Below are 21,351 nucleotides of genomic sequence, written 5' to 3'. Positions count from 1 at the left end.
AATTCAATTAAGACGGCAAACATATCTTTCCCATTGTAACAGATGGGACACCCTGTCTATTTCCAAAATTTGTATCTCCACCCACGAGAGTTTCGTTAGCTAAAATGGCAAATAATACCGCTTCTTTAGCATCAGGATTAATCTCCAACTGACCCGTTGTATAAAATGAAGCATTATAAAGTCCTTTTTTAAGCTGACCCAAAAGCATCGGATTATGGATTCCACCCCCACTTATATAAATAGAAGGCCGGGCAGTTTTTCCAAAACATTTTTCAATAGCATTAACAATTACAATAGCAGAAAAATGGCACAATGTGGCCATCACATCTTCTTTCTTGATAGCCAGCGTGCCTGATGACTCCTGAGCCTTCTTAAGATATCCCAAATTAAATAGTTCAGGACCCGTTGTTTTAGGAAACCCTGCGCCCAAAAACTCCGATAGCATCAACTCATTTAAAAGTGACTGATTGACTACTCCAGAACCAGCGATAGCAGCATCTTTATCGAAATAAACTCCAATATAATGTTTTTGGATATATTGGTCCATTAATGTATTTCCTGGCCCAACATCAGTTGAGAAAACCTTAGCAGCATCATTATCCGCAGGGAGATAAGTAAAATTGGCAATCCCCCCAATATTGAGCATTATCCGATCTTCACCTTTTTTAGAAAAAAGGAGGTAATCTCCATAAACAGCTAATGGAGCTCCCTCGCCGCCAGCTGCGATATGCTTTTGCCTAAAATCGGCTATAGTTACAATTCCTGTTTTAACAGCAATATGATCACCATCTCCTATTTGCAAAGTCCCGTTTGGATAATCATTCATACCATGCAATGATTTAGGAGCGTGAAAAATAGTTTGTCCGTGACTCGCTATGACATCTATTTCATCAGATTTGTAGCCCCAGGAACCAATTGCCTCTAAAATCATTCCTGCATGTACCAATGCAATCTTTTCATTCATTAGACATACCATTTGCAAATCTGCATCATGCCTGGAAAAAATAGACTTAATTTCTGCTTTAAATTCTTCAGCATAATCAACAGTCTTAAACTCTATTAGTCTAACTTTAGTTTCAGATCCACTTCCAGATATGCCGCACAAAGCAATATCCAATCCGTCCATTGATGTACCTGACATCAATCCTACAATAATCCGTTCTGGTTTTTGAATAATATTGAAGATTTTCTTCCAATTTAAATTCATACCATCGGTACAACTCATTGCTAACTTACTCTCCATAACACTCTTAATCTTATTTCAGGAAACCCTGTTTCCAATAATTCAAATTTAAATATACCTGATTAAAATCTTTTGAATTAAATACTTTTTCCTCAATCTGCCCTTATTCATATTGATCAACCGTTTGCACAAATGCCTAATTCTCATTTCTGATTAAGCTAATGGGAAATTAAGTCAGATATACTTCTTAAAAAATTTGATAAAGTCCAAAGAGTGCCTATATTTACTGCTCCGTACAAAATTTAAGAACAAAATTAAATGGCTAGATTAAATCTTCTAGAAGAAACTCGCTTTGAAAAACTGCCTGTTTCTGTCTTTGAAAACCCCCAAGCAGCTTCACTTAGTGTCGCTCATCGTATCGGGAATCTCATTAGGGAAAAACAAAAAAACAACGCTCCGGCTGTATTAGGTTTAGCAACAGGAGCTACACCGACCGCCGTTTATGCTGAACTTGTTAGAATGCATAAAGAGGAAGGTTTGAGTTTTAAAAATGTGATTACCTTTAACTTGGATGAATATTACCCTATGCAGCCTAATGCGGCACAGAGTTATGTTACTTTCATGAATGAAAACCTGTTCGATCATATCGATATCGACAGAAATAATGTAAACATTCCTGATGGAACCTTGAGTTTAGAGGAAATTCCTGCATTTTGCCTTAATTATGAGAAAAAGATTGGAGACCTGGGAGGATTAGATATTCAAATCCTCGGTATCGGACGTACAGGTCACATCGGATTCAATGAGCCAGGTTCTGCACCAAATTCAGGAACACGTTTGGTTACACTTGATGATCTGACAAGAAGAGATGCTGCCAGAGACTTCGGTGGAAAGTCTTTTGTTCCTACAAAAGCCATTACAATGGGTGTTGGTACTATTTTCAAAGCCAGGGAAATTATCCTTATGGCATGGAATAGAAAAAAAGCATCTATTATCAAGAAAACTGTAGAGGGCGAACTTTCAAGTGAAACTCCTGCTACTTACCTGCAGTTATCAGATAATGTTGAGTTTATTTTAGATCAGGATGCTGCATCTATGCTTACACGCTTTGATACGCCTTGGCTGGTTAAAGATTGCTCATGGGATGATAAAGCATTAACTAAAAAAGCTGTAATCTGGTTAGCCAATACACTAAAAAAACCTATCCTGAAACTTACTGAAGATGATTATAACAATCATGGTATGGCTCAGCTAGCTGTTGAAAAAGGCCCGGTATACAACATCAACATTGATATATTTAACAAATTACAACATACAATTACAGGCTGGCCAGGTGGCAAACCTAATGCAGATGATTCACAAAGACCAGAAAGAGCAGAGCCTGCTAAAAAGCGCTCTATCATTTTCTCTCCGCATCCAGACGATGATGTAATCTCTATGGGCGGTACCTTCCTTCGCCTTGCTGATCAAAAACAAGATGTTCATGTAGCTTACCAAACTTCAGGTAATACTGCTGTTTGGGATGATGACGCCTTGCGTTTTGTTGAATTCAACATAGATTTTTCTGAAAAAATGGGACTTGATACTGCAGAATTGAAAACGCTGTATCAAAACATGCGTTCTTTCATGGCTACGAAGCAACCTAATCAGATTGACACACCTGAAATTCAAACTGTAAAAGGCCTGATCAGAAAAGGAGAGGCAATTGCCGGAGCTAGATATTGCGGATTAGATGATGATCATATTCACTTTATGGCATTACCTTTCTACGAAAGCGGTAAGGTTAAGAAAAACCCTGTAACTGAAGCAGATGTTGTTTTAACAATGGAATTATTGCAAAAAGTAAAACCGCATCAGGTATTTGCTGCAGGCGATTTTGAAGATCCACATGGTACACATATCGTTTGTTTCAACATCATTTTAGAAGCTTTAAAACGCTTAAGGAAAACTGAGGATTGGGTTAAAGATTGCTGGTTATGGATGTACCGTGGTGCATGGCAAGAATTTGAAACTCATGAAATTGAGATGGCTGTACCACTTAGTCCACAAGAAGTGGAACGCAAGAAAATGGCTATCTTCAAACATCAGTCGCAAAAAGACACTGCTGTTTTCCCTGGTGATGACCCAAGAGAATTCTGGCAACGTGCTGAAGACAGAAATAGAGAAACAGCACAGGCCTATGACAGCCTGGGTCTGGCTGAATATGAAGCTATGGAAGCCTTTGTTCGTTATAAATTTTAGTATAGTTTTTTTATTATATTTAATCCCGCTATCGCAGTAAGCAATAGCGGGATTATTTTTTTTAAACCAAACCATGGCTCAACCTCAGCTTATGCAGGAAGCACCTGCAAGACTATTATCACTCGATTTCTTTAGGGGTGCAACTGTTGCCGCTATGATACTTGTTAATAATCCAGGCGACTGGGGTAATATTTACGCCCCATTAAAACACGCTAGCTGGAATGGTTGTACGCCTACAGATCTCATCTTCCCCTTTTTTCTATTCATTGTTGGGGTTTCTATTGCTTATGCGATGGGGAGCAGGAAATCAGATCCCACTACACATCATAAAACCATTGTAAAAGCGCTAAAAAGAACGCTGATCTTATTTGGCCTCGGTTTATTTCTCTCTCTTTATCCCAAAGTTTTCACGAATCCAATTGAGGCTATTCAAAATGTAAGGATACCTGGAGTATTGCAGCGCATTGCTGTAGTTTTCTTTATCTCTGCTATTATTTTTTTAAAAAGCAGTGAGAAAAATATATTCAAAATTCTCATTGGGCTTCTTGCCGTTTATTGGGCACTAATGACTTTTGTACCCGTACCTGGTGTTGGTTATGCGAATCTTGAAAAAGAAACAAACCTTGGCGCATGGTTAGACCGTAGCATACTTAGTGAAGCACATTTATGGAAAGCCTCTAAAACCTGGGATCCTGAGGGTATATTAAGTACCATGCCAGCCATTGCAACAGGACTATTTGGTATTTTGGTGGGAGTTTATCTGAAACGCAAAGACATCGACGCCGCAACAAAAATAGTCTGGCTATTTTGCACAGGATTAGCAGCGGTAGCGCTGGGCTTAATTTGGGATTTACAATTCCCTATTAACAAAGCCTTATGGACAAGTTCATTTGTACTTTACACCGGTGGTCTTGCCACTTTGATTTTAGCATTCTGTTACTGGATTATTGACGTTCAAAACTATAACCGTTTTACCAAACCCTTTGTCGTTTATGGCGTCAACGCGATTACGGTCTTCTTTTTATCGGGCCTGATTCCAAGAACACTTCAAATGTTCTCCGTAAAAGGGGCCGATGGTACTGAAATGAATCTCCAAGCCTGGCTATATTCAGGATTAACGGCACACTTTTCACCCATAAACGCCTCCCTCACATGGGCTGTTTCGGTGATTGTATTCTGGTTGGTGATCCTATGGATTATGTACAATAAAAAAATCTTTATAAAGGTTTAAGGCTAGCAACCCTGATTTGTACAGTACTGTTAAATTATGTTAAATTTTACCTAACTATTTTTCGTCCTTCGTAGGTTTGACTATAAACTTAAATTCATGAAAAAATACCTTAGCGTCCTTAGTATTGGACTCTCAGTACTTTTTGTGGCGCATACAACTGCATATGCCCAAAAAAAGACTGTAACAGTTAAAAAACAAGCTGGAAGCAGTGCGACAAAGATTCCATCAACCCTTATACCAAATGATCCAAATGTTAAAATAGGCAAACTATCAAATGGGCTTACTTATTATATCCGAAAAAATTCTGAACCCAAAAACAGAGCTGAATTATACCTGGCGACGCGTATTGGATCGTTAATGGAAGATGATAATCAGCAAGGATTAGCCCATTTCACTGAGCACATGGCTTTTAATGGGACAAAAGATTTTCCGAAAAATGAGATGATTAACTACCTTCAGAAAGCAGGTGTACGTTTTGGCGCTGACTTAAATGCTTATACCAGTTTTGATCAAACCGTTTATCAATTACCTATCCCGACAGATAGTGCTGCTCTTTTTAAAACCGGATTTAAAATTCTGGCCAACTGGGCGGGTAAAATCATTATGGAAGGTAGTGAAATTGATAAAGAGCGCGGAGTAATTGTTGAGGAAGATCGTCAGCGTGGGAAAAATGCGCAAGATCGCATGAGCAAGCAGTTGCTACCTGTATTATTGAAAGGCTCTCGCTATGCTGATCGTCTGCCTATCGGAAAAGTGGACATCCTTAATAGTTTTACGCACGATAAAATCAGAAACTTTTACAAAGACTGGTACAGACCAAACCTACAGGCTGTAATTGCAGTGGGTGATTTTGATGTAAATGAAGTTGAAAAGTTAATTAAAGAAAATTTCTCTGGCCTTACGAATCCTGCAAATCCACGCCAGCGGCTAAGCTATGATTTACCAGATAACGTTGAACCTCTTGTAAAAATCATTACAGATCCTGAGCAGCAATACAATGTGGCTCAAATCATGTATAAACAACGCGGCAATGTAGTAAAAAGTACTGCAGATTATAAAAAGAGCATGATTCATGGTATGATCAACAGTATGTTAGGAGCAAGAATTCAAGAGATTATGCAAAAAGGCAATGCACCTTTTATACAAGCACAAAGTGCGTTCGGCGCTTATCAAGGTGGCTTAGTTCCAAACCTTAATGCATTTCAATCTGTTGCTGTCTCTTCTTCAGGGGCTACTTTAGAAAAAGCATTCACTGCTGTTCTTGCAGAGAATGAACGTATGAATAAATATGGCTTCACTCAATCTGAATTAGATGTTGCTAAGAAAAACATCGCTGCAGGAAATGAAATGAGACTAAAAGAAAAAGACAAAACTGCTTCAGCTTCCCTGGTTAAAAGATATCTTAGTCACTTCCTTTCCGGAACCAGCATCCCATCAACGGAATATTCTTATGAATTAACAAACAAGTTATTGTCTGAAATCACGCTTAATGAAATAAATGCAATAGCGAAAACATTGATTACGAAAGACAACCAGATCATTCTTGTTCAAGCACCTGAAAAGGAAAAAGCAAATCTCCCAACCGAAGCTCAATTGCTAGCTGCGTTAAAAAATGCGTCGAACAATGTAACAGCTTATGTTGACAATTCTGTTAACAAACCATTGTTAGATAAAAAGCCAACTGCCGGCAAGATTATTTCAGAACAAAAAAATGATAGAGTAGGCGTTACTACCCTTAATTTAAGCAATGGCATTAAGGTTTTACTTAAACCAACTGATTTCAAAAATGATCAGATTATTTTTAACTCATTCTCTAAAGGTGGAACTTCTCTGGCTACAGATGCCAACTTACAGTCAGCAAGTGCAGTCAGCCTGATTCCTGCCAGTGGTGTTGGGGATTTCAATCCTACTCAATTGAATAAACTTCTTGCAGGAAATACTGGAAGAGCCGGAGCTTATGTAAATAGTCTTTACCAGGGTTACAACGGGAGTGCAGCACCTAAAGACATTGAGACAGCCTTTCAAATGGTTTATGCTTATGCAACAAATCCAAGGAAAGATGCGGAACTCTTCAGCAAAAATATTAGTGATTTTAGGGTAACTCTTGAAAACAAAAGCGCTAATCCAGAAAGTGTTTTTAGTGATACCGTACAGGCTGTACTCTCTTCTTATCATAAACGTGCAATGCCTACTACAATTGCAGACTTGAATAAGATCTCTTTGGATGAGGCTTATAGCTTTTACAAAGATCGTTTTGCAGACAATAGTGAGCAAATATTTGTAATTGTAGGCTCTTTCAACATTGAAACTATTAAGCCACTTATAGAAACATATATTGCCAGTTTACCTGCATTAAACAAGAAACAAAATTTTGTTGACAATGGAATATATCCTCCAGAAGGGAAAGTTAGTAAAACAGTTTACAAGGGACTTGAAGACAAGGCTTCTGTGCAACTATACATCCATAACGACTATGACTACAGTGTTGACGCTAATATGCAACTAGACGCCTTAAAATCCGCCTTAGAGAACAAAATCTTGGAACGCTTACGTGAAAAGGAAAGTGGAGTTTACAGCCCTAGTGTTGGATTAAGCGTTAGCAAATATCCAAAAGCGCATTATTACTTTACTATTTCTTTCAGTTGTGCAACAGCGAATGTTGAAAAATTAATTGCAGCAGCTCTTGATGAAGTACAACATATTAAAGACAATGGTGCCACTACCGATGACATTATGAAGTTTAAATCTGAGGAGCAACGTCAGCAAGAACTTAGCTTACGTAACAACAGCTTCTGGTTAAATTACCTTAGCAATCGTGAAAAGCACGGAGATGATATAAACCAAATTTTAAGTACTAAAGAGAGACTGGATAAAGTTACTGTTGAAACATCCAAAGTAGCTGCCCAAAAATTCTTAAGTGATGATAACTACATCAGATTGGTATTAATGCCACAGAAATAAGGGAATTAAATAATAAGGGGATAAAGATTAAGGATTTGTTAGGTGCTGTACCTAACAAATCCTTAATCTTTACCCCTTTTTTCTTGGTTCGATCCCCTACTCCTTGCTCTCTATTTCTTGTTTTAAAATCATCCCAACACCTTCTGTACTGGCTAAATCCTGCGCTTCAATTCCTACAGGCCCAGATGGTTCACTTTCATTTTTAAGTCTATCCAATGCGGTAACCAGATAGTTATAACGCTTCCCTTTCTCCACATTTGTATCAATAAACTGATGAAAATCTTCAAAGCTAATTTTAATAATATTCCTTGCATCTAAAACCTCTATCTTCTCCCCTTCAATAAAACGGTAGATCACATAACCAGAAGCTGTCTCTCCATCAGATGCCTTTAATGGTCTTTCCCATTTCAGATGAACACCATCCTTTTTTGCTTCAGCAGAAAGGTCCTGAGGTTGATTAGGAACAATATCATCTAACCAAGGCATTTGAGGGGGCAAAGCAGGGTATTTATATAAATTATTCCTTAAAGAGTCACTCAACCCTCTTGCAACATTTGTGAAAGACTTAGAACTAAAGAATACACTCCCCTGTATCCGGTTACTGTTCCTGATATATTTGATCTGATTTGGGATCTGATTAGGAAATGCCCATGCAGCTTCTTTTCTGGTAGTTCCATTATGCATCAGATAAGCACCATGTCCAACATATACATGTCTATTAAAACTATTATGACTCCACCAATCAACTAAAGTTCCAAATGGTGCGGCTTTACGCGTAAAACTAAAATAAATCTGCGGGTTGATATAATCTACCCAGCCCTCCTTTACCCACTTTCGGGAGTCGGCATATAACTCTGAGTAATTTGACAAACCATTTGTTGCAGAACCCAAGCTATCTTCAGAAATATTCTTCCAGATACCGAAAGGGCTTATTCCAAACTTTACATGTTTCTTATAATGATGAATACTATCGTCTAATTGTTTAATCAGCAGATCAACATTATTTCTGCGCCAATCTGAAATATCGGTAAAACCATTTGAATATTTTCGAAATGTTGCCGCATCATTAATCGTTTGTCCGGCAATTTTATAAGGATAGAAATAATCATCAAAATGAATACCATCGACATCATAGCCCTTTACCACATCAAGGATCACTTGTACAATGTATTCTCTTACTTCTGGAATTCCAGGATCAAATTGCTTTTTACCTCCATATACGAAAAATAAGTCAGGCCTTTTCCTGGTCATATGATCCGGACTAACGACTGTATTTGCACTCATGGTCGCTCTGTAAGGATTAAACCATGCATGTAGCTCCATACCCCTGGAATGAGCTTCCTTAATAGCAAATGCAAGTGGATCATAACCTGCTGATGGAGCCAAACCTTGCTTACCCATTAGCCATTGACTCCAAGGCTCTCTTGATTTTGAATAAAATGCATCTGCAGCAGGCCTTACCTGAAGTACAATAGCATTCATACCATTGGCCTTATGCATCTCCATTAAACCAATTAACTCCTGTTTTTGCTGATCAACACTAAGTCCTGGCTTTGAGGGCCAGTCAATATTAGCAACCGTTGCCACCCAAACTCCTCTAAATTCTCTTTTTGGAGCAATTTTTGATGGTGTCTGTGCTAATAGGGAAATAGGGGTTATTGTTATTGATAATAGTGCATAGATTATTATTTTAAACATTTTTAATGATTAGATGTGACATAAAATAGGTTTCTTTTTGTTGTGTTCAGTATACAGTTAGATAACTGATCTAAGCAATTAAACGATTTTTTTTTATCTGTCATACAAATTGAGTGTTTTTTTACCTAACTCTGCTTATAAGCTATTCCTTTTTTACTAAGCATTAAAACTAAAGAATGTCAGACAAAAATGATATTGTAAATAAAGGCGACCGTAACAAAATCTATTTTTTGATTATTGTAATTGCAACTTTACTAGGCATCAATGCGTATTTATATATAAAAGATGAGCGGCAAAATGAGCGTTTTGTCTCTATAAATACAGAAAAAGACAGGTTAAAACTTGAAGTAGAAAAAATCGAATTTGAATTAGACAAGTCAAATAATCTGAACATGGTATTGACGGAAAAGCTTCAAAATGAGCAATCCTCTGCAAGGAAAAAAATTGCAGAACTCAAACTTTCACTGGAAAAGGGTTCAATTAACAAAAAAAATTTAGATAATGCACAAAGAGAGATTCGTGAACTGCGGCAATTTGTTAAAATGCATAATGAACAGATTGCTCATTTAAAAAAGGAAAATTTATCGCTTAAAACACAACGCGATAATCTACAGGAATTTGCCAATTCAGAAAGCAGCAAGGCCAATAAACTAGCTAAGAAAAATGCTGAACTCGCAGCCAAAGTTAAAACAAGTGCATCCTTAAAAGCTGGGAACGTACAGATTTTTGCTTACAGAGTAAAAAGTAATGGAAAAAACATTGAAGTAACGCGTGCAAGCACTGCAAAGAAATTAAGTGTTAAATTCAATATTGTTCCGAACCTTCTGGCCGAAAAAAACTACCATAAAATATATCTACGCATTTTTGATCCCGCTGGCAATCTAATAGCAAATGAGAACAACATGTTTGAAGCCGATGGCCAGGAAATGCAGTATACTTCTTCGACTACAATTTTATATAATGAAGATAATTTAACCTATACCATGGACTGGGTAAACCCTAATCCCTTCATAAGTGGCGATTATTCAATTATTCTTTATGCTGATGGGTTTACAATGGGTAAAGCATCAACTACCTTAAGATAAAGGAAAACTAAGGTAAAACGTAGTCCCTTTAGCAGACACAGATCTAAAGTCTACACTACCACCTGCATTTTCAACAGCTTGTTTCACAAAGGCAAGACCCAATCCAGTTCCAGACGACTTGGTTGTAAAATTAGGAACAAATATCTTATCCTGCAGTTGAGGGTCTATACCATTACCGTTGTCTTGAACTTCAATAAAAACATGTGATTCATCATTAAAAACCTGGATTTTTATTACACACTTTCCATTGACAGAACCAGCTTCAATCCCATTTTTAAGAAGATTATTAAAGGTCCTAAGTAGTTGATCTTTATCTCCAAGAACAAACGCATCTACATTAGTATTGTTGGAAACAGTAATTTCAGCATCCTCAGTATTTGTAAAGATATTTCTCGCCTGCTCTATAATAGGTAATAGTCTGAGTTTTTCAAGCTTTGTATCTGGCATCTTTGCGAAGTTTGAAAACTCAGACGCTATTGTTGACAAACTATCAATCTGTTCAATAAATGACTTATTAAACCTTTCAAACTTCTTTTCAAAATTAACATCCTTTTCTTTCCAGGATTTTTCCAACAGTTGAACCCCAAGCTTTAACGGTGTTAATGGATTTTTAATTTCATGGGCTACCTGTTTCGCCATCTCCCGCCATGCACTTTCTCTTTCAGAACGAGCCAGTTTAACTGCACTTTCTTCAAGGGCAGCAATCATTTTGTTGTACTCCTTAATTAAGGAGCCAATTTCATCATGCCTTGACCACTGAATAGGTTTATTTATTTGTCCAAGTTTAGTCTTACGGATACTATCTTGTATAAATGTAAGCGGACTTGTAATCTGATTAGCAAGAAAAACAGCCAATATCCCAATGGCTACAAATACCAATGCATAAATATTAATCAGTGTATTGATAAATAATCCAATTTTAGCATTATAGTCAGCCTCATTACCATAATATGGTAATCCAATATAAGCAATTGTCTTATTTTGAGCATCTCTTATTGGCGCATAAGCAGATGCGTATTTAAAATCTCCAATCTGTTCATTTGGATTAATAAACTCCGAAACTTGCCGTAACTTCAGATAGATGTATGCACTGGCCTCCATTTTTCTTCCAATGATATTAAAATCATATATCTTAGGAAGCGAAGTAAAACGTAAATTCCCATTCGTATCAAACAGATTTAAAAATGTTGCATTTATATTAGCAAACTGATTAAAATCAGCGTTACTCTGGACTGTTACCTCCGGGATTCCTCCTGTACTAAAGACTTGCTTTTCATACGAAAGCTGTACTTTTCTGATCTTTTCCTTAATAAAGTTTTCCTGCTGTCTCCTATACTCATCTCTAATATAGAAATAGGTTGTCCACCCCACAATGAGTAATGTTGCGACCACAGAAAGTACAATAGAGAATTGAATCCTTGTTTTATAAAGAATTTTATTTGCATTGATCATAAGTGACCGGTTGATATTAAACCAACCTCCCCAGCTTTGATCTATATTTTTAACAAGCCATATCAGAGTATATAGTAACACTGAAAAAATAATAAAAACCAGGAAAAAGAAAGATAACGTAGCCAGTCTAACTACATAAGAAACCCGCTCCTTACTAATTACAATAACTTTTGAACTAGCTGGCATATATACCAGATGTGTATAATTCAGTGTATCATAAACAATAATACTTTTACCAACCTGACTATTAAATTCAGTGTTTGTAAGTTTGTAAGTATATTTTCCAGATTGGTTGATCAACTTACCTGAATTATAAAAAGCAAAGGAATAATTACTATAATCTTCTTCAACCTTTACTTTGCCATCGACCAGAATTTCTGGCAGTTGACTATTGTAATTGTATTGCGGGGATTTAAGATCTATAACGAGTGTACCAAGTATACGATTATCAACAAAAATGGGAATCATTCCAAAATAGTTCTGATAACCAAAAGTATAATTGAGTCTATAAAAAGATTTAGATTCAGGAACCTTAACAGAGCCAGATCTTACCAAGCTTTTGTAATAGCTTAATGGAATTGCACCCTTACTAGATATCGCAGAGTCCTGCCCGTTGTATTCATAAAGATTATATTCATATTGAGTCAAATAGCTATCAAGTAGAATTCTATTAACATGCTTTTCTAAGTCAAATGTCCCATTTAATACCGGTCTCTTAAAGTATTCAGCTATAAAAGCATCTGTTGAAACCGCCTTTTCAAGATTCTGAATGGAATTGATAATTTTAGGGTCATCTGCAGAACTTAATTTTTGGGCAATTGTATACCTTTTACTCTTTTCCTTAACCTCAGTAAATCTGAGGTATTTAATCGATGTGATAAAAGCCAGACAGAAAAACAGAGCCGCAAATATCCCTATCGAAAACTTATTATTCCTGATATAGATATTCCAGCCCATTATGAATATAAGCAAAGCGTATGCAATAAAGAAAATACTGAAACCGGTTGTCAGACGGTATACTAAGTATATAAAAAAAGCAGAAAGGAATAATACTAAGCGTTCTTTGTTGGAAACCTTAGTCTGAAGCGTTTGCTCCATCATAATATTTCCGACCAAATAAACATTAAACCATACCAGGCATAAAATTATAATACATACCCAACTGATTAAGCTGAGGTTGATGATATTGGTAATGTTAAAATTAATTTTCGAATTGATAATCAATCCCAAAAACACCTGATCAAATAAAAAGGCTAGTGCTGAAAAAGCAATCAGCAATAACAGATGAAAAGCAAGTCCCGCAATTTTACTTATTGTTAGCCATTTTGGCACCTGATATTTGTCCTTATAGGTATAAACAAATAATACCACCCAGGTTAGGCAAATCACATTAAGTAAAAAATCCCCTAAAGAAGGAAGAAAAAAGCTCTCACCAAAGATCGTCGGACTAAATATCTGAAGATTAAATTGATTGTTAAACCAACCATATTCAAGGTCAGTAATCCTAACCGCCAAAAAGAATATCATCAACAGAAAAGTCCCTGCTACTAAATTCCCTCTTCTTACCAGCCAGGCACAAAGAGAATTGACAAATAAACAGACGCTAAAAAGTCCGACTACCCAAAGCCAGACCTCTATTGTACTGTAAATATTCTTTGTATATCCTTGTTTTAATTTAACCTCAAAAAGAGGCTCCCCCTTAATACTTTTAATGCCATAAACTTCAAGGTCTGAATACGTTGCAAGCAAAAGAGAGTTTGAAGTAGAAAGAAATGGCGAAAAGTTATTTTCGAGATAATGATTCTGAATATCAAACCTTCTTTTTACTTCAATCAGAAAGACAAAGGTATAATTATCAGAAGTTTTCTTAATCAGTTCATAATATCCATTACGTAGTTCAATAAAAGAAGCTCCCTCGTTGACTGATTCCAGATCATTAGGAAATGTATTAAATGAACTCCAAAATTTAAGTTCATCAGCTTTATAAACCAGAATATTTATACCTTGACTGGAATATTTCTTTATGAAATTTGCACTTCCCTGCTCACTCTGGGCAAAATTTTTAGCTTGCTCTACCTGTAGGCTATCTGCAAGGAAATCGTAAATAGCTTGTTCCTTAACATTAAGATTTTTCTGAAGCGTAATCGCATCGTACCTTAGCAGTTCCTTTTTTGTTATGGAGTGTTTTAACGATAATGCTGTAATGATACAACAAGCGCCCAGTACTAATAAAAGAAATCTTATTTTACCTCTTATACTCACGCTTGTTCTATCATTAAATATTTATTATAATTTATACAATTGTTGCAGAACTAGTTTGGATAGCTCTGTTAACTTTCTTCACTAATCCTTGTAATACATTTCCCGGGCCAACTTCAACAAATTCATCAGCACCATCTGCAATCATTTGCTCTATGGTCTGTGTCCACTTCACTGCACCTGTTAACTGGGTAATTAAGTTTGCTTTAATTTTTTCAGGATCAGTATTTGGTATAGGATCAACATTCTGATAAATTGGACATACTGGAGGCAATACTACAACTTTTTCAATCGCTTCTTGTAATTCTAATCTTGCTGGTTCCATTAATGGCGAATGAAAAGCGCCACCTACATTTAATTTCAATGCACGTTTTGCACCTGCTTCAGTTAGTTTCTGACAGGCAATATCTACCCCTTCAATGGTGCCAGAAATTACAATTTGTCCAGGGCAATTATAATTAGCAGCCACGACCACCTCATCAATACCAGCACAAATATTCTCTACCACATCATTAGCAAGTCCAAGAATTGCTGCCATTGTCGATGGCTGCAGTTCACATGCACGTTGCATTGCATTAGCGCGAGTTATTACTAATTTCAATCCATCTTCAAAAGACAAAGCTGAAGCTGCTACTAATGCAGAAAACTCGCCTAAGGAGTGACCAGCAACCATATCAGGATTAAAATCTGCACCCAATGTTTTAGCTAAAATTACTGAATGTAAAAATATAGCAGGTTGTGTAACTTTTGTTTCTTTCAATTCTTCATCGGTACCGGCGAACATGATATCGCTGATGCGAAAACCAATAATCTCATTGGCTTGCTCAAACAAGAGTTTTGCTTCTTCATTTTCATAAAGTTCTTTCCCCATGCCCGAGAATTGCGCACCTTGTCCTGGAAATATATATGCTTTCATTTTATTTATGATTTTATCCTGATTGTTATTAATGCAAGTTTGCTGTTATTAGTCTTAAAAACTCAGCTCTGGTTTTATCTTTTGCAAACTCGCCTGTAAAAGCTGAGGTTGTTGTAACCGAATTTTGTTTTTGTATCCCCCTCATTGCCATGCACAAATGCTTACATTCAATAACGACTGCAACACCAGCGGGCAATAAAGTATCCTGGATACAATCCCTGATCTCATTGGTTAAACGTTCCTGAACCTGTAATCTGCGAGCAAAAGCATCAACAATACGAGGTATTTTACTTAATCCAACGATATGGCCATTCGGAATATAGGCAATATGTGCCTTTCCAAAAAAAGGCAGCATATGATGCTCACACATAGAGAAAACTTCTATATCCTTAACCACTACCATTTGACTATAATCTTCCTTAAACATTGCAGAACGCAATATTTCTGCAGGATTAAGATCATATCCATGTGTAAGATATTGTAATGCTTTAGCAACGCGCTCAGGAGTTTTTATCAAACCTTCACGACTTGGATCTTCTCCCAGTTGCCCTAAAATATCTTTATAATGGTCTGCTACAGCAGCTATTTTACCCTCATTATAACGGTCTATTTTAATGTATCCGTTATCTTCTTCCTCATCTAAATGATTTGTATGATTCATTATGTATAGTTATTGACCGAAATATTCAACAAAATTATTTTCAGTCTCGTAAATCTTTATGCTATGTAATTGTGCTCCCGCAGCTGCAATCAAATCAACCAATTGTTCCCAAATGGCGATAGCCAGGTTTTCTGTTGAGGCCAATTTACCCTGCATAAAATCAACGTCAAGATTCAGGTTTCTATGATCAATCTTATCAACCACATAAGTATTAGTGATATCTTTAAGCCATTTTAAATCAACTAAAAATCCTGTCTCAGGGTTAATTTCACCCTTAACTGTCACATAAAGCTGGTAATTGTGACCATGCCAGTTTGGATTGGCACATTTACCAAAAACCTCCGTGTTCTTATCTTCGGTCCAGTCTGGTCTGGACAATTTATGTGCTGCGTTAAATGATGCTTTTCTGGTTATATAAATCATTGTCTCTTATATTATTGACAAATATACGCAGAAAGGTTAAAGTAGAAAGGTTAATTCTCTAACTTAGCTTTCATGAAATTTGTATCCTAATGAAAATTCTTTTAGTTGCCGCAACAAGGGCAGAAATAGCTTTACTGGCCACACACTTCCAGTTACCCGAACAAGACTTTGTAAGGACAAAAGAGTTCGATCTGTTGATTACAGGAGTTGGGATGACAGCTACCGCATATGCCTTAGGCAAGTATTTATCCACTAGCTACAAACTTGTTCTTAATCTAGGTATTGCAGGTTCTTTTGATACAAAAATGCCATTATCAACTGTTGTAAATGTTACATCTGATGAATTTTCGGAACTAGGTGCAGAAAATGGCGAGACCTTTTTAAGTATCGATCAGCTCGGTTTCGGAAAGGCCAAATTTAATGCAAGAAACAACCTGCTAAATAACGACATAGCTAAACTGCCTAAAGTGCACGGGATAACTATAAACCGTGTACATGGAGATAAAAATAGTATTTCTAAGGTCATTGAGCAATGCAATCCAACCGTTGAAAGCATGGAAGGAGCTGCTGTTCTTTATTGTTGTGAAAAAGAGTCATTGCCCTGCTTACAAGTTCGAAGCATCTCTAATTATGTAGAACCACGAAATAAAGAGCGTTGGCAAATAGGTCCCGCAATAAAAAGTCTTAATGAGTGGGCCATCAGATTTTTGACAAATACATAACCAAGCATCTTTGCTTAGTCCGTAACTTTACAGCATGAAACTTAGTCTCGGCTTTTCTCCCTGCCCTAATGATACTTTTATCTTTGATGCATTAATACATCATAAAATTGATACTGAAGATTTAGAATTTGAGGTTTTCTTCGATGATGTGGAAACACTTAATCAGAAAGCCATGCGGGGAACGCTTGACATCACCAAGCTTAGCTTTCATGCGTTTGCTTATGTATGTGAGCAATATGCACTATTAGATTCAGGAAGTGCATTAGGCTTTGGCGTTGGTCCATTATTAATTTGCCACAACGAAAACTTAGTTAAAAGTAAAGAAAGTTTAGACGCATCTTTAAAAGTTGGAATACCTGGACGTTATACAACAGCCAATTTCTTGATGGGAATAGCATTCCCCCATTTGACTAATAAGCAGGAAATGATTTTCTCGGAAATAGAAAGTGCTTTACTGGAAGACAGGATAGACCTTGGATTAATTATTCATGAAAATAGGTTTACTTATTCGGATAAAGGTCTGCATAAAATCATAGACCTGGGTAATTATTGGGAGCAGGAAACCGGATGTGCTATACCTTTAGGTGGTATCGTGATCAACAGAAGTCTTGATCAAACAACTAAGGAAAAGGTAAACCGACTCATTAAAAAATCTGTAGAATATGCTTTTGCTGATCCGAAATCAAGTCTTGAATTTATCAAACAACATGCTCAGGAAATGAGTGAGGAAGTGATGTATAAACACATAGAACTGTATGTTAATCAATACAGCATCGAATTAGGCCCTGAGGGTAGAAAAGCTATAGATGTAATGTTTAAAATGGCCCAGGAAAAAGGAATAATTTCCCCTATTACACAAAACATTTATCTTATTCCTTAATTACAAGGCCCATCAGGAATCTCCTTTGTAATTTTTAATAATTTGGTCACTACCAGAGTTGAATCAAAATCAGCGGACATACTCAAGCTATCAGATTTCAAGGCATGACATTCCACTTCTATATAAACCGGCTCATACGGTTTCTCAAAATTGAGGTTATTATAAGCAAGCTCAAGTGTCTTGGCACTATCAGCAACCCAATACTCATTACCTTCTTCGCACTCTGTAAAAGACTTAAGTTCCGGTCCGTAACTATATAAGCCTTTCATTATTCTCGTACCCCCGTCTTTTACCTCTGCAGGTTTACGATTACAAGCAAAAACGACAATAAGAATTGCTATTATTAGAAATAATTGACTTTTAAATATATTCATGATTTTAGAGATCTTGATTTAAATGATTTATCTTCTTTACGCTCAAATTAGATGACAAAGCTGATGCCATAAAAGAGAAAATACTTACGGTTAAAAATACGAGTAGGAAATCTTTCCATTTTAGTGCAACAGGATAAGCATTGGTGATGACAAGATTATCTTGTGACATCTTTATCCAACCAAATTTTTGCTGCAACAAACAAAAGATAAAACCTACGATTAAGCCAGATATACATCCGGCCATGGTAATCATCATTCCTTCGAAAAGGAAAATACGCTTAATAAGTGCTTTTCCTGCACCCAAACTACTTAATATAGCAATATCCTTAAGCTTATCAATAACAAGCATTGTAAGAGAGCCTATGATATTAAAAATAGCAATGATAAGAATGAAGGTCAGTATAATATATACAGCCCATTTCTCACTCCCTAAAATATTATAGAGCACTTTATTTTGCTGAATCCTGTCTTTAATTTCAAATTCATTCCCAATCTGCTCTTCAATAGCAGCTTTAAATTTATCCACATCGACCCCTCTATTCAGATTGATCTCGATAGAAGAAATCTTTACCGGCTCTTCTAAAAGCTTACGAGCAAATCTTAGCGGAACTACAGCTACGTTATCAAAGTCTTGCTGAACTTCAAAAACACCCGAAACTGGTATAGACAGGACTGTAAAGTCATCAGCCGGATTAATAGAACCGCCGTGGTTACTCTTCTTTTTGGGAGAGAAAAACTGCAGAGGATTAAAAGGATCAGTAGTATTCACCATTAAAAAAGTTTGAATAGCAGATCCAATCACCACATAGTTCTGACTTCGATTCTCAAGTTTAAATTCACCATCAATAGTGATACTATCCAGACTTGTGTTCTTTAAATAATCGGTGCTTACGCCTTTAACTAACCCAACCGACTGCTTATCATTATACCTTAACAAAGCATTTTCGGAGAGAACTTCCGTAAAAGAATGAACCTCCTTACTCTTTCTCAATTCATTAAAGTAAGCTGTATTGGGATCAAAAGTTTTCCCTTGTATTGGAGATATAGCAATTTCTGGAGTAATGGTATTAAACATTTTTAACACCACTTCCTCAAAGCCATTGAAAACCGACAAAATTATAATTAAAGCAGCGCTACCAACAAATACACCTATTGCAGAAATTGCAGAGATGATATTTATGGCATTGGTAGATTTCTTTGCAAAAAGATACCTGCGTGCTATATAAAATGGTGTATTCAATACTTTGTGATTTATTACTTATTGCAAATAAGGATTGTGCTCTTTTTCAAACCCTATAGTGGTGAACTGACCATGACCGGGATAAACCTTGCAATCATCAGGCAATATAAACAAGTTATTTTTGATACTATTGATTAATTGTGAATAGCTACCTCCAGGAAGGTCTGTGCGCCCTATGCTTCCGTAAAATAAGACATCACCGCCGATTAAGAAATTATCTGCCGCAGCATAGAAACACAAATGCGCAGGTGAATGCCCTGGTGCAAAAATCAACTCAAGTTCGCTATTGCCAAAATGAACCTTACCAGTCTCAGCTAAAAAAACTTCCGGCTCAGGAGAGAGCTCGTAATGAAGCCCCATTTGAGGAACATATCCCGGTATTGCTTGCAACACATACAACTCTCCTTTATGAAACTGCGGTTTTAAGCCCCATTGATCATACACAAACTTATTTCCAAACACATGATCATAATGACAATGTGTATTTAATAGGAGTACAGGCTTTAAGCCATTCTCTTTTATAAAACTGACAACAGCATTCTGCTCATCAGCGTCATACATTCCCGGATCAATAATTACACATTCAGCGGTTTCATCAAACAAGATGTAAGTGTTTTCCCTTACCGGATTAAAAGTGAACTGTTTAATACTTATCATAAAATGTATTGGTATTTAATATTAGTTTTTCCATTTAAAGGTACTGATCATCCGGTCAAGGTCCTTCTTAATAAAGTTTACCACCGGTTGAATCGAATCGTACTGAGGCTTTTCATTAAAATACAATGCAGCTCTAAAATAATGCTTCGTACTATCTGTCAAAAAGAACTGCACTGATGACGCTGTATTCCCTTCAATTGCATAATAAACGCCATATACTTTCTTTTCAGGGTAATTGATCAGCTTTTGATCAATAGCATTTGCTTTCACTGTATGTTTAAAAGCAAATGTTCTGGCATCTTCAATCAAATTCTCATACTCCTTTTTAGAGGATATATCATAATAGGTTAAATGAAGACGTCCGTTAAACTGAGGAAATGCAAGATTATACCAACAAGGCTGTGTATCTAAACTATTGTCGGCAACCAAATTCGCATATTTTGGATATTCAAATGAAAACTCACAATCCTGATCAAAAGTCTGATAGGTCTTGGCCGGAAAATCGATCTTAAAATATCCTCTAGGCTTAGGTGTATAACTATTGTTAGTACAAGCTGACAACACCAATAACTGTGCAAATAAAAAAAGAAAGAAATACTTTTTCATTTTATGCATTCCAAATTTCCCAGGAACGTATGGCTTGTAAATGTAACATCTCCAATCCATTTTTTACTTTCCCGCCCCTATCTTCTATTTGTTTCAAAAAGTACGTTCTGTCAGGATTGTAAACCAAATCATATCCAACATGTTTTTCAGTTAAATATTGATAAGGTATATCTGGGTAAGTATCTATATGGGGTGACATACCCAATGGAGTAGTATTCACCAATATTGTATATTCCAGAAGCAAGGCTTCATCAACAGCATCATACAAAATGCTATCTGATGTTGGTTTTCTGGTTACTACTAAGTAAGAGATTCCCAGCTTATTTAATACATACTTAATCGCTTTTGCCGCACCACCATCACCAAAAATCAAGGCCCTACGATGATGCGTTTCCAACAATGGCTTAAGTGACTCCTCAAATCCATAAGCATCGGTATTATATCCTATAAGTTTCCTTTCGCTACCGTTTTTCTGAATTGAAATACAGTTTACTGCACCTATTTCTTTGGCTGCCTCATCCATTTCATCTAAAAATGGTAATACCTGAACTTTATAGGGTATCGTTACATTGATTCCTCTCAACTTCTGATCATTAGCTAGCAGGTCTGCAAAAAGATCTATATTTTCAATTGGATAAAGCTCATATTCACATCCGTCGATCTGTTCATCTCTGAATTTTTCAGTAAAGAACTTCTTTGAAAAAGAGTGTGATAAAGGATAACCGATTAAGCCGAATTTTCTCATTATTTATAAGAATGCGA

17 protein-coding genes are annotated in these 21,351 nt (G+C 36.4%); 6 read left to right on the top strand and 11 right to left on the bottom strand.

Going from position 1 to position 21,351, the window contains the following annotated elements; genetic code table 11:
* Positions 1–7: 7 nt before the first annotated feature.
* A complete protein-coding gene (locus WC623_RS05315) occupies positions 8–1,207 on the bottom strand; it encodes an anhydro-N-acetylmuramic acid kinase (protein ID WP_372848983.1) in 1,200 nt (399 codons plus the stop codon).
* A gap of 294 nt (positions 1,208–1,501) precedes the next feature.
* Between WC623_RS05315 and nagB the strand changes: the two genes are divergently transcribed.
* The 3 genes from nagB to WC623_RS05300 all read left to right on the top strand — a co-directional run bounded on the left by nagB (position 1,502) and on the right by WC623_RS05300 (position 7,616).
* Positions 1,502–3,424, top strand: coding sequence for a glucosamine-6-phosphate deaminase (nagB, locus tag WC623_RS05310; RefSeq protein WP_372848682.1), 1,923 nt, complete (start codon positions 1,502–1,504; stop codon positions 3,422–3,424).
* A gap of 73 nt (positions 3,425–3,497) precedes the next feature.
* A complete protein-coding gene (locus tag WC623_RS05305; protein ID WP_372848680.1) occupies positions 3,498–4,655 on the top strand; it encodes an acyltransferase family protein in 1,158 nt (385 codons plus the stop codon).
* 96 nt (positions 4,656–4,751) lie between these two features.
* Positions 4,752–7,616, top strand: coding sequence for a M16 family metallopeptidase (locus WC623_RS05300; RefSeq protein WP_372848678.1), 2,865 nt, complete (start codon positions 4,752–4,754; stop codon positions 7,614–7,616).
* A gap of 96 nt (positions 7,617–7,712) precedes the next feature.
* On the opposite strand, the gene WC623_RS05295 is transcribed toward WC623_RS05300, so the two are convergent.
* Positions 7,713–9,314 (bottom strand): glycoside hydrolase family 10 protein, encoded by a 1,602-nt coding sequence (locus WC623_RS05295; RefSeq protein WP_372848676.1) that lies wholly within the window; start codon positions 9,312–9,314, stop codon positions 7,713–7,715.
* A 176-nt stretch (positions 9,315–9,490) separates the two neighbouring features.
* On the opposite strand from WC623_RS05295, the gene WC623_RS05290 reads away from it, so the two are divergent.
* Positions 9,491–10,399, top strand: a complete 909-nt coding sequence (locus WC623_RS05290) for a hypothetical protein (protein ID WP_372848674.1) — start codon at positions 9,491–9,493, stop codon at positions 10,397–10,399.
* On the opposite strand, the gene WC623_RS05285 is transcribed toward WC623_RS05290, so the two are convergent.
* Genes WC623_RS05285 through WC623_RS05270 form a run of 4 tightly spaced genes read right to left on the bottom strand, consistent with a single transcriptional unit; the run spans position 10,391 to position 16,110 of the window.
* Positions 10,391–14,113 (bottom strand): ATP-binding protein, encoded by a 3,723-nt coding sequence (locus WC623_RS05285; RefSeq protein ID WP_372848672.1) that lies wholly within the window; start codon positions 14,111–14,113, stop codon positions 10,391–10,393. The two genes, WC623_RS05290 and WC623_RS05285, sit on opposite strands and share 9 nt — an antisense overlap.
* Positions 14,114–14,144: 31 nt before the next feature.
* Complete coding sequence (fabD, locus tag WC623_RS05280; protein ID WP_372848670.1) at positions 14,145–15,026, bottom strand: ACP S-malonyltransferase; 882 nt, start codon at positions 15,024–15,026, stop codon at positions 14,145–14,147.
* A gap of 28 nt (positions 15,027–15,054) precedes the next feature.
* Entirely contained in the window at positions 15,055–15,687 is a 633-nt protein-coding gene (gene folE, locus WC623_RS05275; protein WP_372848668.1) for a GTP cyclohydrolase I FolE, read from the bottom strand.
* Positions 15,688–15,696: 9 nt separating this feature from the next.
* A complete protein-coding gene (locus WC623_RS05270) occupies positions 15,697–16,110 on the bottom strand; it encodes a 6-pyruvoyl tetrahydropterin synthase family protein (protein ID WP_372848666.1) in 414 nt (137 codons plus the stop codon).
* An 89-nt stretch (positions 16,111–16,199) separates the two neighbouring features.
* Between WC623_RS05270 and mqnB the strand changes: the two genes are divergently transcribed.
* Both mqnB and WC623_RS05260 read left to right on the top strand, forming a co-directional pair.
* Complete coding sequence (gene mqnB / locus WC623_RS05265) at positions 16,200–16,832, top strand: futalosine hydrolase (RefSeq protein WP_372848664.1); 633 nt, start codon at positions 16,200–16,202, stop codon at positions 16,830–16,832.
* A gap of 34 nt (positions 16,833–16,866) precedes the next feature.
* The gene (locus WC623_RS05260) at positions 16,867–17,712 is read left to right on the top strand and encodes a menaquinone biosynthesis family protein (RefSeq protein ID WP_372848662.1); all 846 of its coding nucleotides are present in this window, start codon (positions 16,867–16,869) and stop codon (positions 17,710–17,712) included.
* On the opposite strand, the gene WC623_RS05255 is transcribed toward WC623_RS05260, so the two are convergent.
* The 5 genes from WC623_RS05255 to WC623_RS05235 are packed head-to-tail and all read right to left on the bottom strand — an operon-like array spanning position 17,709 to position 21,334.
* The gene (locus tag WC623_RS05255; protein WP_372848660.1) at positions 17,709–18,086 is read right to left on the bottom strand and encodes a hypothetical protein; all 378 of its coding nucleotides are present in this window, start codon (positions 18,084–18,086) and stop codon (positions 17,709–17,711) included. The two genes, WC623_RS05260 and WC623_RS05255, sit on opposite strands and share 4 nt — an antisense overlap.
* 4 nt (positions 18,087–18,090) lie before the next feature.
* Positions 18,091–19,326, bottom strand: a complete 1,236-nt coding sequence (locus WC623_RS05250; RefSeq protein ID WP_372848658.1) for an ABC transporter permease — start codon at positions 19,324–19,326, stop codon at positions 18,091–18,093.
* Between the two features lie 18 nt (positions 19,327–19,344).
* Positions 19,345–19,983 (bottom strand): MBL fold metallo-hydrolase, encoded by a 639-nt coding sequence (locus WC623_RS05245; RefSeq protein ID WP_372848656.1) that lies wholly within the window; start codon positions 19,981–19,983, stop codon positions 19,345–19,347.
* A 21-nt stretch (positions 19,984–20,004) separates the two neighbouring features.
* Complete coding sequence (gene gldD, locus WC623_RS05240) at positions 20,005–20,589, bottom strand: gliding motility lipoprotein GldD (RefSeq protein WP_372848654.1); 585 nt, start codon at positions 20,587–20,589, stop codon at positions 20,005–20,007.
* A 1-nt stretch (position 20,590) separates the two neighbouring features.
* On the bottom strand, positions 20,591–21,334 hold the full coding sequence (locus tag WC623_RS05235; RefSeq protein ID WP_372848652.1) for a shikimate dehydrogenase: 744 nt from the start codon (positions 21,332–21,334) through the stop codon (positions 20,591–20,593).
* Positions 21,335–21,351 lie beyond the last annotated feature (17 nt).

This window comes from Pedobacter sp., from assembly GCF_041645105.1.
GTDB lineage: Bacteria > Bacteroidota > Bacteroidia > Sphingobacteriales > Sphingobacteriaceae > Pedobacter.
The sequence above is the reverse complement of the archived record's forward strand: the minus strand, read 5'-3'. Positions and strand labels throughout refer to the sequence as shown.

What these genes read in the sequence shown, in the direction of transcription:
- WC623_RS05300 (WP_372848678.1), top strand. Translation starts at nt 4,752, where the DNA reads ATGAAAAAATACCTTAGCGTCCTTAGTATTGGACTCTCAGTACTTTTT.
- WC623_RS05305 (WP_372848680.1), top strand. Translation starts at nt 3,498, where the DNA reads ATGGCTCAACCTCAGCTTATGCAGGAAGCACCTGCAAGACTATTATCA.
- folE (WP_372848668.1), bottom strand. Translation starts at nt 15,687, where the DNA reads ATGAATCATACAAATCATTTAGATGAGGAAGAAGATAACGGATACATT.
- gldD (WP_372848654.1), bottom strand. Translation starts at nt 20,589, where the DNA reads ATGAAAAAGTATTTCTTTCTTTTTTTATTTGCACAGTTATTGGTGTTG.
- WC623_RS05315 (WP_372848983.1), bottom strand. Translation starts at nt 1,207, where the DNA reads ATGAATTTAAATTGGAAGAAAATCTTCAATATTATTCAAAAACCAGAA.
- nagB (WP_372848682.1), top strand. Translation starts at nt 1,502, where the DNA reads ATGGCTAGATTAAATCTTCTAGAAGAAACTCGCTTTGAAAAACTGCCT.
- WC623_RS05255 (WP_372848660.1), bottom strand. Translation starts at nt 18,086, where the DNA reads ATGAATATATTTAAAAGTCAATTATTTCTAATAATAGCAATTCTTATT.
- mqnB (WP_372848664.1), top strand. Translation starts at nt 16,200, where the DNA reads ATGAAAATTCTTTTAGTTGCCGCAACAAGGGCAGAAATAGCTTTACTG.
- WC623_RS05290 (WP_372848674.1), top strand. Translation starts at nt 9,491, where the DNA reads ATGTCAGACAAAAATGATATTGTAAATAAAGGCGACCGTAACAAAATC.
- fabD (WP_372848670.1), bottom strand. Translation starts at nt 15,026, where the DNA reads ATGAAAGCATATATATTTCCAGGACAAGGTGCGCAATTCTCGGGCATG.
- WC623_RS05260 (WP_372848662.1), top strand. Translation starts at nt 16,867, where the DNA reads ATGAAACTTAGTCTCGGCTTTTCTCCCTGCCCTAATGATACTTTTATC.
- WC623_RS05235 (WP_372848652.1), bottom strand. Translation starts at nt 21,334, where the DNA reads ATGAGAAAATTCGGCTTAATCGGTTATCCTTTATCACACTCTTTTTCA.
- WC623_RS05245 (WP_372848656.1), bottom strand. Translation starts at nt 19,983, where the DNA reads ATGATAAGTATTAAACAGTTCACTTTTAATCCGGTAAGGGAAAACACT.
- WC623_RS05270 (WP_372848666.1), bottom strand. Translation starts at nt 16,110, where the DNA reads ATGATTTATATAACCAGAAAAGCATCATTTAACGCAGCACATAAATTG.
- WC623_RS05295 (WP_372848676.1), bottom strand. Translation starts at nt 9,314, where the DNA reads ATGTTTAAAATAATAATCTATGCACTATTATCAATAACAATAACCCCT.